Origin of the sequence: Ralstonia sp. Ralssp110 (assembly GCF_047325135.1) — a bacterium.
Taxonomy (GTDB): Bacteria; Pseudomonadota; Gammaproteobacteria; order Burkholderiales; family Burkholderiaceae; genus Ralstonia; species Ralstonia mojiangensis.
On sequence record NZ_CP168610.1, the window covers coordinates 481077 to 495650 of the forward strand.

A 14574-nucleotide genomic window follows, 5' to 3' on the forward strand; every position below is an offset into this window, starting at 1 on the left:
GAAACCGGACAACACAACGTTATGTGGCACAACACCCGTCTCCTCAACGCCGTCGCGAGTGCGCTCTATGCGCTGCTCGCGCTTGGCGCGTTGGGCGTTGGGACGGTCTGGCTGATGCAGCGACCGATGTTCCAGCTGCAGCAGGTGCGGGTGATGCCGATGGCCGGCAGCGAGTTGCGCCACGTGAATGTGCCGAGTCTGCGCGCCAACGCGCTGACCAAGCTGCGCGGCAATTTCTTCTCGCTGAATCTGGACGACGCGCGTGCCGCATTCGAATCGGTGCCGTGGGTGCGGCGTGCGAGCGTGCGCCGCGTGTGGCCGAACGGGCTGCTGGTGGAAGTGCAGGAGCACGAAGCGCTCGGCACCTGGGGCGGCAATGAGTCCGGCAAGCTGGTCAACACGTATGGCGAAGTCTTCGTGGCCAACCTGGCCGAAGCTGAAGATGACACCGACCTGGTTGCGCTGGCTGGCCCCGAAGGAACCGAGCAGGACGTGGTCGACAAACTGGAGACCATGACCGAGTGGTTCAAGCCGATGAATGTCGAGCCGCTGAGCGTGACGCTCACCGACCGCTACGCCTGGCGCGCGCGGTTGTCCAACGGCACGGTCATCGAGCTGGGCCGCGAACTGAATGACGATGACCGCACAGCGCTGGCCGCGCGTGCCCGCCGCTTTGTGCGTGCGTGGCCCGAGGTGACGAAGCGCTGGGGCGGTCAGATCGAATACGCCGATCTGCGGTATCCCAACGGATTCGCAGTTCGGGCGGCGGGTGTGCGCTTCCTGACCGATGCGCAGGCTGCGGTGCTGGCCAAGGGGGGCAAGCTGCCTGGCACCGCGAATGGCACCAGCAGTGCTGCAAAGCCGAAAGCCACGCTGGGGGGTAAGCCGGCGGCCAACAACAAAGCAACGCGAAGCACAGAGAAAACGCGATGAGCAAGGAATACAAGGATCTTCTGGTCGGGCTGGACATCGGCACCTCCAAGGTGGTGGCGGTGGTCGCCGAGCTGCGTCCTGACGGCGCCTACGAGGTCATCGGCATGGGCCAGACCGAATCGAAGGGGCTCAAGAAGGGTGTGGTCGTCAATATCGAGGCGACCGTCCAGTCGATCCAGAAGGCGCTCGAAGAAGCGGAGCTGATGGCCGATTGCAAGATCGGCGAGGTCTTCACGGGCATTGCCGGCAGCCATATCCGCAGCTTCAACTCGAGCGGCATGGTGGCGATCAAGGACAAGGAAGTCACCTCCACCGATGTGGCCCGCGTGATCGAGACCGCCAAGGCCGTCAACATCCCGACCGACCAGCAGATCCTGCACATTCTCACGCAGGAATTCATCATCGACGGCCAGGAAGACGTGCGCGAGCCGATTGGCATGAGCGGCATCCGGCTCGAGGTGAAGGTGCACATCGTGACGGGCGCAGTGAGTGCGGCGCAGAACATCGTCAAGTGCGTGCGTCGCTGCGGGCTGGAGGTGCACGACCTGATTCTGCAGCCGCTCGCATCAAGCCTGGCCGTGCTGACCGAAGACGAGAAGGAACTCGGCGTGGTGCTGGTCGACATTGGCAGCGGCACGACCGACATCGCGATCTTCAGCGAAGGCGCGATCCGCCACACGGCCGTGATCCCCATCGCCGGCGACCAGATCACCAACGACATCGCGATGGCCCTGCGCACGCCGACGCCGGACGCCGAGGACATCAAGATCCAGTACGGCATCGCCAAGCAGGTGCTGGCCGATCCGGACGAGATGATCGATGTGCCGGGCGTCGGCGACCGCGGGCCGCGCACGCTTTCGCGTCAAGCGCTGGCTGCCGTGATCGAGCCGCGCGTGGAAGAGCTGTTCTCGCTCGTGCATCAGGTGGTGCGCGAATCCGGCTATGAGGAACTGCTCTCCAGCGGCGTGGTCCTCACTGGCGGTACCGCAATGATGCCCGGCATGGTCGAGCTGGGTGAAGACATGTTCTTGAAGCCCGTGCGTGTGGGCGTGCCGGAGTACCGCGGCAACCTGCACGAGGTGGTGAAGAGCCCGCGTTACGCCACCGTGATGGGCTTGCTGCAGGAAGGTCGCGTGCAGCGGGTGCGGGGGCGCAAGGTTGTGGTGCAGTCCGGATCGGCCAAGCAGATCTGGACGCGCATGAAGGAATGGTTCATCGGCAACTTCTAAGCACGTGTGTGCCGGGTGTTGGCGATGTGCTCCCTGGGGGGAGCAAGTTGAGTTTCTTGTTTTGATGTTTTTTGTTCAGGAACCAGGAGTTGCGGCGGGGAGGCTGCATCGTCTGGGACTGATCACTTCTGGAGGCAATGATGGACTTCGACATGATTGAAACGGAAATGCAGGACGGCACCATCATCAAGGTGGTCGGCGTCGGCGGCGCGGGCGGTAATGCCGTGCAGCACATGATCAACCGCGGCGTGCAAGGCGTGGAATTCATCTGCATGAACACCGATGCGCAGGCGCTCAAGCGCTCGACCGCATCGCGCGTGCTGCAGCTCGGTAGCACGGGCCTCGGCGCCGGTGCCAAGCCCGAAGTGGGCAAGCACTGCGCAGAGGAAGCCCGTGAGCAGATCGCCGACGCACTGCGCGGCGCGCACATGGTCTTCATCACTGCCGGCATGGGCGGCGGTACGGGTACGGGCGCAGCACCGGTGGTCGCACAGGTCGCCAAGGAAATGGGCATCTTGACCGTGGGCGTGGTCTCCAAGCCGTTCGAATTCGAAGGCGCACGCCGCTCGAAGGTTGGCGAGCATGGCGCGAACGACCTCGAAGGCAACGTCGATTCGCTGATCGTCGTGCTCAACGAAAAGCTCTTCGAAGTCATGGGCGATGATGCCGAGATGGACAAGTGCTTCCAGTGCGCCGACGACGTGCTGCACAACGCAGTGGCCGGCATCGCGGAAATCATCAACGTCGATGGTCTGGTGAACGTCGACTTCGAAGACGTGAAGACCGTGATGGGCGAACAAGGCAAGGCGATGATGGGCACGGCCACCGTGTCCGGCGTCGACCGTGCACGTCTGGCCGCTGAGCAAGCCGTGGCAAGCCCGCTGCTGGAAGGCGTGGACCTTTCGGGCGCGCGGGGCGTGCTGGTCAACATCACGGCCAGCCGCTCGCTCAAGCTGTCCGAAACCAAGGAAGTGATGAACACCATCCGCAGCTATGCCGCGGAAGATGCCACCGTCATTTTCGGTACGGTCTACGACGACGCCATGGGCGATGCACTGCGGGTGACCGTGGTTGCGACGGGCCTGGGTCGCGCTGCTCGCAACAAGCAGCAACAGCAACAGACGATGACGCTGCTGAAGACCGGTACGGACAACCAGCCGGTGGCTTTCGGCGGTAGCGCCGGTCACTCGGTGGCGGCCGCGCCGGACTACAGCAATTTCGACACCCCCGCCGTGTGGCGCAGCTCGCGTGAGTCGGCATCGGCTCACGTGGCGGCACTGCAAGAGAAGGGCGTCGACACGTACGACATTCCGGCATTCCTGCGCAAGCAGGCGGACTGATCGGGCCTGCGTTGGTTCGATAGCGCTCGCGCACGTCCGACTGCCTGCGGCACCGCACGCCGCGCGCGGTTCACGGCTCCCCTCCCGTGATCGCCGTTGTGTGATGGCCCGCTGCTCGCAAGTCGACAGCGCTCGACGAACCGGACACAGTCGTTGCCGCCGGGCAGGTTGGCCTCTGGCCGCCTCCCCGGAAGGGTTCACCCCGCCCGGCGGGTGTATCCGTTCGTTGTGCCGCGCGCGGTGCGTTCCGACCCAAGCGGCCTGATAGTGTTGTCTCCCAAGACCGCCCGCGTGATTCGTTCACGCGGGCGGTCTCGTTTTACGAACCGGCTGCGCGGTCGCGCGGCAAGTTCTATGATCGCGATATCCGCGCACGCTCCCTGACGATCATGATCCAGCCTGGTCAACCGCTTCCCGACGCAACGCTCTACGAGTTCTTTGAAGTGGAAAAGGACGGCTGCGCGCTCGGCCCCAATGCTTTCTCCGTCCAGCATCTGGCAGAGGGTAAGACGATCGTCATCTTCGGGCTGCCAGGTGCGTTCACGCCGACCTGTTCGGCGCGGCATGTGCCCGGCTACCTCGCCCACTTCGACGCGCTGCGCGCCAAGGGTGTCGACGAGATATGGTGTGTGTCCGTCAACGACGCCTTCGTGATGGGCGCCTGGGCCCGAACACAGGGAACCGACGACAAAATCCGCATGCTTGGTGACGGCAGCGCAGAGTTCACCAGCAAGCTCGGCCTTGACCAGGACCTCTCCAAGCGCGGCATGGGCGTGCGCTCGCAGCGCTACGCGATGGTCGTGAAGGACGGTGTGGTAACAGCGCTACAGGTGGAAGCGCCCGGGCAGTTCGCCGTCAGCAGCGCCGAATCGATCCTGGCGATACTCTGACGCCACGCTGGCGGCTCCCCCAAATGGCGGAGTACCGCCCGCTATGCCGCCTCGCCTCAAGGCTGATGAGTTCGTGGCCCTGAATCTGCGTGCACTAAGGTTGAGCAGAGTGTGAGCACCCCTAACATCCCGATACAAAAGTCGTTTTGAAGGCAGGGATGTGAAAATGGTATGATTAGGGTTATCACCTATGCAGACCGCATAGATAAAAACAATCGTAGAAATTTCGTGAGTTGAGGGCGGCCATGTTGAAACAACGCACCATCAAGTCCCTCGTCAAGACCGTCGGCATCGGGTTGCACTCGGGCCGTAAGGTGACGTTGACGTTGCGCCCGGCAGCCGCAGGCACCGGCATCGTCTTCACGCGCGTTGACCTCGATCCGGCCGTCGAGATTCCCGCTACCGCCAGCGCCATCGGCGACACCCGCCTTGCGTCCGTGCTGCAAAAAGACGGCGCCCGCGTGTCGACCGTCGAACATTTGATGTCCGCTTGCGCCGGCCTCGGTATCGACAATCTCTATGTCGACGTCGACGCCGAAGAAATCCCCATCATGGACGGCAGCGCGGCCTCATTCGTGTTTCTGTTGCAATCGGCGGGCATCGAAGAGCAGGGCGCAGCCAAGCGGTTCATCCGCGTGCTCAAGCCGGTGGAAATCCGCGAGGGCGACAAGCTTGCCCGCCTCGACCCATACTTCGGCTTCAAGCTGTCGTTCACGATCGAATTCCGCCACCCGGCTGTCGACAAGACCGGCCAGACGTTCGAGATCGACTTTGCTGACACCAGCTACACGCGCGAAATCGCCCGCGCCCGTACGTTCGGTTTCGCGCATGAAGTTGAAATGCTACGCGAGGTCGGTCTGGCGCGCGGCGGCAGCCTCGACAACGCCATCGTGCTCGACGAGCACCGCATGCTGAACAACGACGAACTGCGCTATGGCGATGAGTTCGTCCGTCACAAGATTCTCGACGCGATTGGCGACCTGTATGTGGTGGGCCACCCGCTGATCGCTGCGTACACCGCGCACAAGTCGGGTCATGGCCTGAACAACGCGCTGCTGCGCGCGCTCCTGGCCGACGAAACGGCTTACGAGATCGTGACGTTCGACAAGGTGGAAGAAGCGCCGCGCGCGTTCCTGCCGCAGTTGCAACCGGCCTTCTCGTGATCGGCTGAGCGGTCGTTCGTATGAAAAAAGCGCCCTGCGGGGCGCTTTTTATTTGGGCTTGGCGGCCGGTGCAACGTGTCGCGCAATCATTTCGGCCAAGGCCTGCCGAAGCGGCGAATCGGGCAGTTCATTGGCCAGGGCCGCCAGGCTGTTGACTCCAACTGCGGTCATCTTGGCGCGTTTAGGCGGCTTTTCAGTCTCTTGTGGCCATAAACTGTCGTTGCCGCCCTGCGGTTGTACCCGTACACGAATTGCGGTAATCTGCGATCCCCGGCGCTGCAGACGCTCCAGCAAGGTGGGTACCACCTGCCGCAAGCGCGCCGCAGCCGCACTATGTGCGGCGAGCAACACCAGAGTCGCTTCGCGGCTGTCGCGCGCATCGTTCTTGATGCCACCGACCGCCACCCCGCCGCCCAAACCGGGCGGCAGCAGCGACAACACCTCCGCTTCCAACGTCGCCAATTGCCTGGCCGCCTGCATCAGCGGGCCGACCGAACCGGCACCCGAGAGCCAGTCCTGGACGGGTTTAGCCACAGGCGTCTTGAGAGCGGGATGAACAAAGATTCGCATGCCGGCATTGTAGGGCGCTTCATCGCGCTTTCGTGCTGGTGGGCAGCTTTTTTGTCCGGAAAACGAGCGATGCAGATCATCCTGATTCACCCGCGCAAGGCCGGCGCGATGCACCTGTCGCGACGCGGCGTCTTCGTGGCTATTGGCGCAGTGCTGCTGACCGTGGCAAGCCTGTCCGTCGGTGGGACCTGGTTGGCGGCCAAGCAGGGGCTGCTGCCGGGTGCGGCTGCTTCCGCGGTTCCTGGCGCAGACCAGCGCGTCACCCGCGAAAACCTCAACCTGATGGCTGCGCGCATTGGCGAAATGCAGGCGCAGATCGCGCGCCTGGACGCGCTGGGCGCCCGTGTGTCGGGGCTGGCAGGCGTGCCGCCGCGCGAGTTCGATTTCAAATCACAGCCGAGCCGTGGCGGGCCGGAGGGTGCATTCTCGCGGCCGATGTCGATGCCGGAAATTCAGTCCGAGCTGAATCGCCTGACGCGCTCGGCAGACCAGCGCAACGATTACCTCAGCGTGCTTGAAAGCACCCTGATGGACCGGCAGATCCACGCCAAGATGATGCCGACCGTGCGCCCGGTGGCCACGGGCTACGATTCCTCGGGCTTCGGCACGCGCATCGATCCGTTCACGGGCCGGCGCACGCAGCATGACGGCGTCGACTTTGTCGGTCCGGTTGGAACGCCCATCGTGGCTGCTGCCGGTGGCGTGGTGGTGGCCAGCGAGTTCCACCACGAATACGGCAACATGATCGACATCGACCATGGCAACGGCCTGAAGACGCGCTATGCGCACGCGTCCAAGGTGTTTGTGAAGGTCGGCGACATCGTGAAGGCGGGCGAGCGCATCGCGCTGATCGGCCGTACCGGCCGCGCCACTGGGCCGCATCTGCACTTCGAGGTGCACGTCAACGACGTCCCGCAGAATCCGGTGGCCTTCCTGGAGAACGCCGGTCAGCCCAAGATGGCAGCCAACAAGGCGCCCGCGCCGAAGGTTGCGGCGGCCGATATCGGAAAGAGCATGGCGGCGGCCGGCCATTGATCTAGCGCGGGTTGCAATTGGGGCGCCCGTCCCCAGTTCAGCGTGAGTGTGTAGCCGCCCGGACGACGTTCGTGCGGCCCCAAAGTGCGGCGTTCCTGCCACATCTGGCGGTTCTGCTGCCATCAAGCGGGTGTTTTGCACATGCTAAACTCCCGCCTTTGCGCCAACCCTTTCTGGGCCGTTGTGCTGCCTGTGTTTCGCGGTCTCTCCGACGCGTTTTCCGGGTGGCTCACCAGCCCTAGCCATCGATGATCACGGGCCTTCTCAAGAAGATTTTCGGCAGCCGTAATGAACGGCTGATCAAACAATACCGCCGCAAGGTGGCGCAGATCAATGCGCTCGAGCCCAAGTTCGAAGCGCTCTCCGATGCCGAGCTGCAGGCCAAGACCGAAGAATTCCGCCAACGTTTTGCCAAGGGCGAAACCCTCGACGCGTTGTTGCCCGAAGCGTTCGCTGTGTGCCGCGAGGCCAGCAAGCGCGTGATGAAGATGCGGCACTTCGACGTGCAGCTTGTCGGCGGCATGGTCCTGCACGACGGCAAGATCGCCGAAATGCGCACGGGTGAAGGCAAGACGCTGACCGCAACGCTGGCTGTGTATCTGAACGCCATTTCGGGTCAGGGCGTGCACGTCGTGACGGTCAACGATTACCTCGCCCAGCGCGACGCCGAGTGGATGGGCCGCCTGTACAACTGGCTGGGCCTGTCGGTGGGGGTCAACCTGACCACCATGGACCACGACCAGAAGCAGGCCGCCTACGCGTCGGACATCACCTACGGCACCAACAACGAATTCGGCTTCGACTACCTGCGCGACAACATGGTGTACGACGCCGGCCAGCGCGTGCAGCGTCCGCTGAACTACGCGATCGTCGATGAAGTCGACTCGATCCTGATCGATGAAGCGCGCACCCCGCTGATCATCTCTGGCCAGGCAGAAGACCACACCGACCTGTACCGCCGCATGAACGGCATCCCGGCGCAGCTCACGCGCCAGATCGGTGAAGAGAAGTCGGATGGCACAGGCGTCGAGAAGCCGGGCGATTACTATGTCGACGAAAAATCGCATCAGGTCTACCTGACCGAATCGGGCCACGAGAAAGCCGAGCAGATCCTGCTGCAAGCCGGCTTGATCGGCGAGGGCGAATCGCTCTACGCGCCGCAGAACATCACGCTGATGCACCATCTGTACGCCGCCCTGCGTGCGCACAGCCTGTTCTTCCGCGATCAGCACTACGTGGTGCAGAACGGTGAAGTGGTGATCGTCGATGAATTCACCGGCCGGCTGATGGCGGGCCGCCGCTGGTCCGACGGTCTGCATCAGGCCGTGGAAGCCAAGGAAGGCGTGCAGATCCAGCAGGAAAACCAGACGCTGGCGACCATCACGTTCCAGAACTACTTCCGCATGTACAACAAGCTGTCGGGCATGACCGGCACGGCTGACACGGAAGCGTATGAATTCCAGGAGATTTATGGCCTGGAAACCGTGGTGATCCCGACCAACCGCACGCCGCAGCGCAAGGACTTGCAGGATCAGATCTACAAGACCTCGAAGGAGCGCTACGACGCCGTCATTCGCGATATTCGCGATTGCTACGAGCGTGGCCAGCCGGTGCTGGTGGGCACGACGTCCATCGAAAACTCCGAACTGCTGTCGAACCTGCTGAACCAGGCGAAGCTGCCGCATCAGGTGCTCAACGCGAAGCAGCACGAACGTGAAGCTGAGATCATCGCGCAGGCCGGTCGTCCGAAGATGATCACCATTGCCACCAACATGGCTGGCCGCGGTACCGACATCGTGCTGGGCGGCAACGTGGAAAAGCAGTCTGGCTTCGTGATGGCCGACGAGTCGCTCTCCGACGCCGAGAAGGCCTCGCGCGTGAAGACACTGCAGGACGAATGGCAATCGCTGCACGAGCAGGTGAAGGCCGCCGGCGGTCTGCACATCGTCGGCACCGAGCGCCACGAGTCGCGCCGGATCGACAACCAGCTGCGTGGCCGTGCCGGCCGTCAGGGCGATCCGGGTTCGTCACGTTTTTATCTGTCACTGGATGACCAACTGCTGCGCATCTTCGCGGGCGACCGCGTGCGCGCGATCATGGACCGCCTGAAGATGCCCGAAGGCGAGCCGATCGAAGCAGGCATCGTCACGCGCTCGATCGAATCGGCGCAGCGCAAGGTCGAAGGCCGCAACTTCGATATCCGCAAGCAACTGCTGCAATACGACGACGTCTCCAACGATCAGCGCAAGGAGCTCTACAAACTGCGTAACGAGATTCTCGAAGCGCAGGATGTGGGCGATCTGGTCAAGAACCTGCGCGAATCCGTGTTCACTGAGCTGTTCCGCACCTATGTGCCGGCCGAAACCATGGAAGAGCAGTGGGATGTCGCTGGTCTGGAGAAGGCCCTGCGTGAAGACTGGGGCGTCGATCAGCCGCTGGTGAAGACGCTGGAAGATGCGCAGTCGATCGAAGACGAAGATCTGCTGAAGATGGTGCTGGACGCCGCTGAAGCGGTGTACGAAGGCAAAGTGGCGCAGGTGGGCCGCGAGTCATTCGCCGGCTTTGAGCGTTCGGTGATGCTGCAAAGCCTCGATACGCACTGGCGTGAGCACCTGGCGGCGCTCGACATGCTGCGCCAGGGTATCCACCTGCGCGGCTATGCGCAGAAGGACCCGAAGCAGGAGTACAAGCGCGAGTCGTTCGAACTGTTCGGCCGCCTGCTCGATACCATTCGCAACGAAGTCACGCGTATTGTCTTCACGGTGCGCATCCAGTCGCAGGAAGAGCTGGAGCAGGCATCCGAGCAGATCGAAGAAGATCTTTCCGCGCTGAGCAACCTGCAGTACAAGCACGACGAATTCAGCGAACTGGCCGAAGTGGCCGCGGGCGATGCGGAGATTCACGGCGCGACGCCGGCTATGGCCGCACCGCGTTCGGCGGCATCTGCCGCTGCTGCCGCACTGGCTGGCGAAGTGCCGAAAGTTGGCCGCAACGATCCGTGCCCATGTGGTTCGGGCAAGAAGTACAAGCAGTGCCACGGCAAACTTGCCTGACGCTGTTTAGACCTGTTTTCTGTTGATTCACGATGCCCGCAATGCGGGCATCCTCATTTTGAAAGGTGTGCTCCATGGCTGTGAATCTCGTCGCGCCTGCCGCTGACTCCCTGTTGCCGATCGACGGTGTGGACCTGGGCTGGGCCAAGGCCGGTGTGCGCAAGGCCAATCGCAAGGATGTGCTGCTGGTTCGTATCGCAGAGGGCTCGACGGTGGCCGGTGTGTTCACGCAGAACCGTTTCTGCGCGGCACCTGTGCAGGTGTGCCGCGAGCATTTGGCGAGCGGCAAGGGCGCACGTGCGATCGTCGTGAACACAGGCAACGCGAATGCCGGAACGGGCGCACCGGGCCTCGCGCACGCGCGCCAGACCTGCGATGCCGTGGCCAAGCTGCTGGGCGTGTCGGCGGAGCAGGTGCTGCCGTTCTCCACGGGCGTGATTCTGGAGCCGCTGCCGGTCGACCGCATCATCGCCGGACTGCCTGCTGCTGAGGCGAACGCCAAGCCGGACAACTGGCTGGCCGCCGCTGAAGCCATCATGACCACCGACACCGTACCCAAAGCAGCGTCCGCCACGTGCACGCTGTCGGGCAAGACCGTGCGCATGTCGGGCATCAGCAAGGGCGCAGGCATGATCCGCCCGAACATGGCGACGATGCTCGGCTTCATCGCCACCGATGCCAATGTGGATGAAGCTGTGCTTCAAGGTTTGGTGCGCCACGCGGCTGATCATTCGTTCAACAGCGTGACGGTGGATGGCGATACCTCCACCAACGACTCGTTCGTCGTCATCGCCACGGGCCGTGCCGGCACGCCGCGCATCGATTCCGAATCGCACCCCGACTATGCTGCGTTGCGCGATGCGTTGACGGGTCTCGCACAGGAGCTGGCGCAGAAGATCGTGCGCGACGGCGAAGGCGCGACCAAGTTCATGGCCATCCAGGTTGAGGGTGGCCGCAACGTTGAGGAGTGCCGATTGATCGCCTACGCGGTCGCGCACTCGCCGCTGGTGAAGACCGCGTTCTACGCTTCGGACCCCAACCTGGGCCGCATCCTGGCCGCCGTTGGCTACGCCGGTGTGACGGACCTCGACGTGAACGGCGTCAACCTGTGGCTCGACGACGTGTGGGTTGCGCGTGACGGTGGCCGCAACCCCGAATACCGCGAAGAGGACGGCCAGCGCGTGATGAAGCAGGCAGAGATCACCGTGCGCATCGCACTCGGCCGCGGCAACGCCACCGCCACCGTGTGGACGTGCGATTTCTCGCACGATTACGTGTCGATCAACGCGGACTACCGTTCCTAATTCGGAGTCAGCCGCTATGTCGTCCGACCTTTCCGCACGGCTCGACCGCTTTCTTGGGCGGCTTGAGCAATGGCTGCCGCCCGAACTGACTGAGGCTGATTGGAACGAGGCCGTTGCCTTCCGCTGGCGCAAACGCCAGAGCTTGTTCGGCAACATCGGCTATCTCGTGCCGATCCGCCAGCTGCCGCCGATCCACCTGAGCGATCTGCACAACATCGAGCGCCAGAAAGACGCCATCGTCGCCAACACCCGCCAGTTCGTGCGTAAGTTGCCGGCCAACAATGTGCTGCTCACGGGTGCGCGGGGCACCGGCAAGTCATCGCTCATCAAGGCGTGCCTGAACGAATTCGTGAAGGAAGGCCTGCGTCTTGTCGAAGTCGACAAGGATGATCTGGCTGATCTGGGCGATATCGTCGAGCAACTGTCGACGCGCCCGGAGCGCTTCGCGATCTTCTGCGATGACCTTTCGTTTGAAGAGGGCGAATCGGGCTACAAGGCGCTGAAGTCTGCGCTGGACGGCTCGGTGGCAACGCAGTCAGACAACGTGCTGATCTACGCGACGTCCAACCGGCGCCATTTGCTGCCCGAATACATGAAGGACAACGAGACTTATCAGCACACATCGGATGGCGAAATCCATCCGGGCGAGGTGGTGGAAGAGAAGATCTCGTTGTCGGAGCGCTTCGGGCTGTGGCTGTCGTTCTACCCGCCCAAGCAGGATGAATATCTGACCATCGTCGGCCACTGGCTCCGGCATTTCGGCTGCAGCGACGAGGACATCGCCGCTGCGCGTGGCGATGCGCTGGTCTGGGCGCTCGAGCGCGGTTCGCGCTCTGGTCGCGTGGCATGGCAGTTCGCCCGCGACTGGGGCGGCAAGCATGGGCGGCAGCATGTCGACTGACAATCTGACGCAAGTGCCACCCACGCACACCTCCGACGGTCGCAAGATCACCGAGGTGGCCGTTGGCGTGCTGGTGCAGCCGGACGGCCAGTTCTTGCTTGCACAGCGTCCCGAGGGCAAGCCGTACGCGGGCTACTGGGAATTCCCTGGCGGCAAGCTGGAGGCGGGCGAATCGGTGGAAGCTGCGCTCACGCGTGAACTCAAGGAAGAACTGGACGTTACGTTGCGCGCCTGCGTGCCCTGGCACACCATCGAGCACGATTACCCTCACGCATATGTGCGCCTGCACTTCTGCAAGGTAACGGCGTGGGACGGGACATTGCGCGCGCTGGAAGGTCAGGACTTCGCCTGGCAGACGCTGCCGATCAACGTTGATCCGGTGCTGCCGGCAACGTTGCCCGTCTTCGAATGGATGCGCGAGGAAGCGACGGCTAGTTGAGCTTGTTGCTCGTATCGCCGCCAGGTGCCTCGGGCAGGTCGTCTTCTTCGACCACGGGGATGGTGTACTGCTCGGCGGCCCAGGCACCCAGGTCGATCTGCTTGCAGCGTTCGGAGCAGAAGGGGCGGTAGCGGCTCTCAGGCACCCAGGGCACGGGCTTGCCGCAGCTGGGGCATTTGACGGTCTTCACATTCATGGTGCGGCTCAGAAATTACAGAGCTTCAGCTGGAACGGGATATCCGCATCGACGGGCTTCGGTCGCAGGTCGCCATCCTGCTGGGTAAAGCGCACCCAAAGCATGTACTTGTTGGCGCTGATCTCGGGAATGAACCCCAGCGCCGACTCGTCCAGGCGCACCTGCATCAGCTGGTACACACGGCCCGACAGCATCTGCTGATAGCTGCCAGCGTTAGCAATCACCTTGCCACTCTGGCCCGATTCGCGCAGCAGGCGCAGCACGATCATCGTGGCGTCGCGTAGCGGCACCAGCGGTTGGGCCCATTTGATGATGTCGGCGCGGCGGCGCTCGGCGGGGTGATGCTGCCATGCAAAATACGCGGGCAGATCAAACTCGCACGTACCGCCGGGGATGATCGCGCGGCTGCGGATGCTCGTCAGCCACTCGTTGTCGGCGATGAGCTGGCCCGCCTTGCCATGTGTGGCAGTGAGATTGCCCGAGGCGGTTTCCAGCTCGCTGATGACGGCATCAAGCGCGTCCTGGTCGATCTGCGGATTGGCGCGCAGCGCGGTGAGCGTCTGGCGCTGGCGATCGAGTTCTTTCAGCAGATCGGATTTGAGGTCGGCACGCCCGGCTACGTCCACCACTTCGAACAGCGTGGTCAGGGCCACATGGTGCTGCAGCGGGTGTTCCTGAACGAGAAAGAAATCCAGCCGCTCGAACAGGTCTTCGAGGCGCAGCAGCGTCCGAATGCGTTCGTTGAAGGGATATTCGTACAGGATCAAAACTTGGGTGCCCGGTTTGCTGGCCTGCTGGCATATGCGGCCCCGAAGCCCATTTGGCCTCGATCTGCCCGCATTCTATGCGAGACCCTCGTTCATCACAATGCAAAGGGCTGTGACGACCGCTTTCAGACCGTTTCAGTTCGTCCTGTAGGTTAGGTCCAGACGGTCGATCTGCGGCAGGAGGTCAGCCAGCGTGCCGCTGTTGTCGATCACGTCGTCGGCTGCGGCAAGGCGCGCTTCGCGTGAAGCCTGGCGCGCGATGATGGCTTCCACCTGCGTGCGCGGCAGCCCGCTACGGGCCATCACGCGGGCAATCTGCGTCTCAACCGCGCAGTCGACCACCAGAATGCGGTCGACCAGCGTGCGCCAACTGTGATGCCCGGCGAGGGATTCCACCAACAGGGGGACCACGTAGACTAGGTACGGGTGCGCGCTCGATGCCTGCGCGGCGGCTCCGCGCGACAACGCGATCTCGCGGATGAGCGGATGCGTGATCTGCTCCAGTCGCGATTTGGCGGTGGCGTCCGAAAACGCGAGAGCGCGCATGGCATCGCGGTCCATGGCACCGTCCGCGCGCAGGATGGCGGCGCCGAACGTCTCGACCAGCTTGGGGATGGCCGCCCCCCCGGGTGCGGCGATCTCATGGGCGATCGCGTCGGTGTCGACAATGGCGGCGCCGCGTTCCGCCAGGCGGTCTGCCACGTAGCTTTTACCGCTGCCAATGCCGCCGGTCAGGCCGATCACGCGCATGTTC

14 protein-coding genes are annotated in these 14574 nt (G+C 63.3%); 10 read left to right on the forward strand and 4 right to left on the reverse strand.

Annotated elements, in window-relative coordinates; genetic code table 11:
• Positions 1–21 precede the first annotated feature (21 nt).
• The 5 genes from ACEN9T_RS10960 (at position 22) to lpxC (ending at position 5555) form a co-directional block, all read left to right on the forward strand.
• Positions 22–933 (forward strand): cell division protein FtsQ/DivIB, encoded by a 912-nt coding sequence (locus tag ACEN9T_RS10960; protein WP_092972360.1) that lies wholly within the window; start codon positions 22–24, stop codon positions 931–933.
• A complete protein-coding gene (ftsA, locus tag ACEN9T_RS10965) occupies positions 930–2162 on the forward strand; it encodes a cell division protein FtsA (protein ID WP_004633059.1) in 1233 nt (410 codons plus the stop codon). Before ACEN9T_RS10960 ends, ftsA begins: the two co-directional genes overlap by 4 nt.
• 140 nt (positions 2163–2302) lie before the next feature.
• Positions 2303–3502, forward strand: a complete 1200-nt coding sequence (gene ftsZ, locus ACEN9T_RS10970) for a cell division protein FtsZ (RefSeq protein ID WP_024979177.1) — start codon at positions 2303–2305, stop codon at positions 3500–3502.
• 389 nt (positions 3503–3891) lie between these two features.
• Positions 3892–4392, forward strand: coding sequence for a peroxiredoxin (locus ACEN9T_RS10975; protein WP_092972361.1), 501 nt, complete (start codon positions 3892–3894; stop codon positions 4390–4392).
• A 245-nt stretch (positions 4393–4637) separates the two neighbouring features.
• Positions 4638–5555 (forward strand): UDP-3-O-acyl-N-acetylglucosamine deacetylase, encoded by a 918-nt coding sequence (gene lpxC / locus ACEN9T_RS10980; protein WP_092972362.1) that lies wholly within the window; start codon positions 4638–4640, stop codon positions 5553–5555.
• 48 nt (positions 5556–5603) lie between these two features.
• Here the strand turns inward: lpxC and ACEN9T_RS10985 are convergent, their stop codons facing one another.
• Positions 5604–6125 (reverse strand): DciA family protein, encoded by a 522-nt coding sequence (locus ACEN9T_RS10985; protein ID WP_027680318.1) that lies wholly within the window; start codon positions 6123–6125, stop codon positions 5604–5606.
• A gap of 69 nt (positions 6126–6194) precedes the next feature.
• Here ACEN9T_RS10985 and ACEN9T_RS10990 point away from each other — a divergent pair, with 69 nt between their 5' ends.
• From ACEN9T_RS10990 to ACEN9T_RS11010, 5 genes are all read left to right on the forward strand, one after another.
• Positions 6195–7160 carry a M23 family metallopeptidase gene (locus ACEN9T_RS10990; RefSeq protein ID WP_413707729.1) on the forward strand — a complete coding sequence of 322 codons (966 nt, stop codon included), beginning with the start codon at positions 6195–6197 and terminating at the stop codon, positions 7158–7160.
• A 248-nt stretch (positions 7161–7408) separates the two neighbouring features.
• Positions 7409–10213: a preprotein translocase subunit SecA gene (gene secA, locus ACEN9T_RS10995; protein WP_092972364.1), complete on the forward strand. Its 2805-nt coding sequence runs from the start codon at positions 7409–7411 to the stop codon at positions 10211–10213.
• 74 nt (positions 10214–10287) lie between these two features.
• Complete coding sequence (gene argJ, locus ACEN9T_RS11000) at positions 10288–11517, forward strand: bifunctional glutamate N-acetyltransferase/amino-acid acetyltransferase ArgJ (protein WP_413707730.1); 1230 nt, start codon at positions 10288–10290, stop codon at positions 11515–11517.
• 16 nt (positions 11518–11533) lie between these two features.
• A complete protein-coding gene (locus ACEN9T_RS11005) occupies positions 11534–12418 on the forward strand; it encodes an ATP-binding protein (protein ID WP_092972366.1) in 885 nt (294 codons plus the stop codon).
• Positions 12408–12857 (forward strand): NUDIX domain-containing protein, encoded by a 450-nt coding sequence (locus ACEN9T_RS11010; protein WP_092972981.1) that lies wholly within the window; start codon positions 12408–12410, stop codon positions 12855–12857. Before ACEN9T_RS11005 ends, ACEN9T_RS11010 begins: the two co-directional genes overlap by 11 nt.
• Here the strand turns inward: ACEN9T_RS11010 and ACEN9T_RS11015 are convergent.
• The 3 genes from ACEN9T_RS11015 to coaE all read right to left on the reverse strand — a co-directional run bounded on the left by ACEN9T_RS11015 (position 12850) and on the right by coaE (position 14570).
• A complete protein-coding gene (locus tag ACEN9T_RS11015; protein WP_092972367.1) occupies positions 12850–13053 on the reverse strand; it encodes a DNA gyrase inhibitor YacG in 204 nt (67 codons plus the stop codon). The genes ACEN9T_RS11010 and ACEN9T_RS11015 overlap by 8 nt on opposite strands.
• Before the next feature lie 8 nt (positions 13054–13061).
• A complete protein-coding gene (gene zapD / locus ACEN9T_RS11020) occupies positions 13062–13820 on the reverse strand; it encodes a cell division protein ZapD (protein ID WP_004633038.1) in 759 nt (252 codons plus the stop codon).
• A 135-nt stretch (positions 13821–13955) separates the two neighbouring features.
• Positions 13956–14570: a dephospho-CoA kinase gene (coaE, locus tag ACEN9T_RS11025; protein ID WP_092972983.1), complete on the reverse strand. Its 615-nt coding sequence runs from the start codon at positions 14568–14570 to the stop codon at positions 13956–13958.
• Positions 14571–14574: the final 4 nt, after the last annotated feature.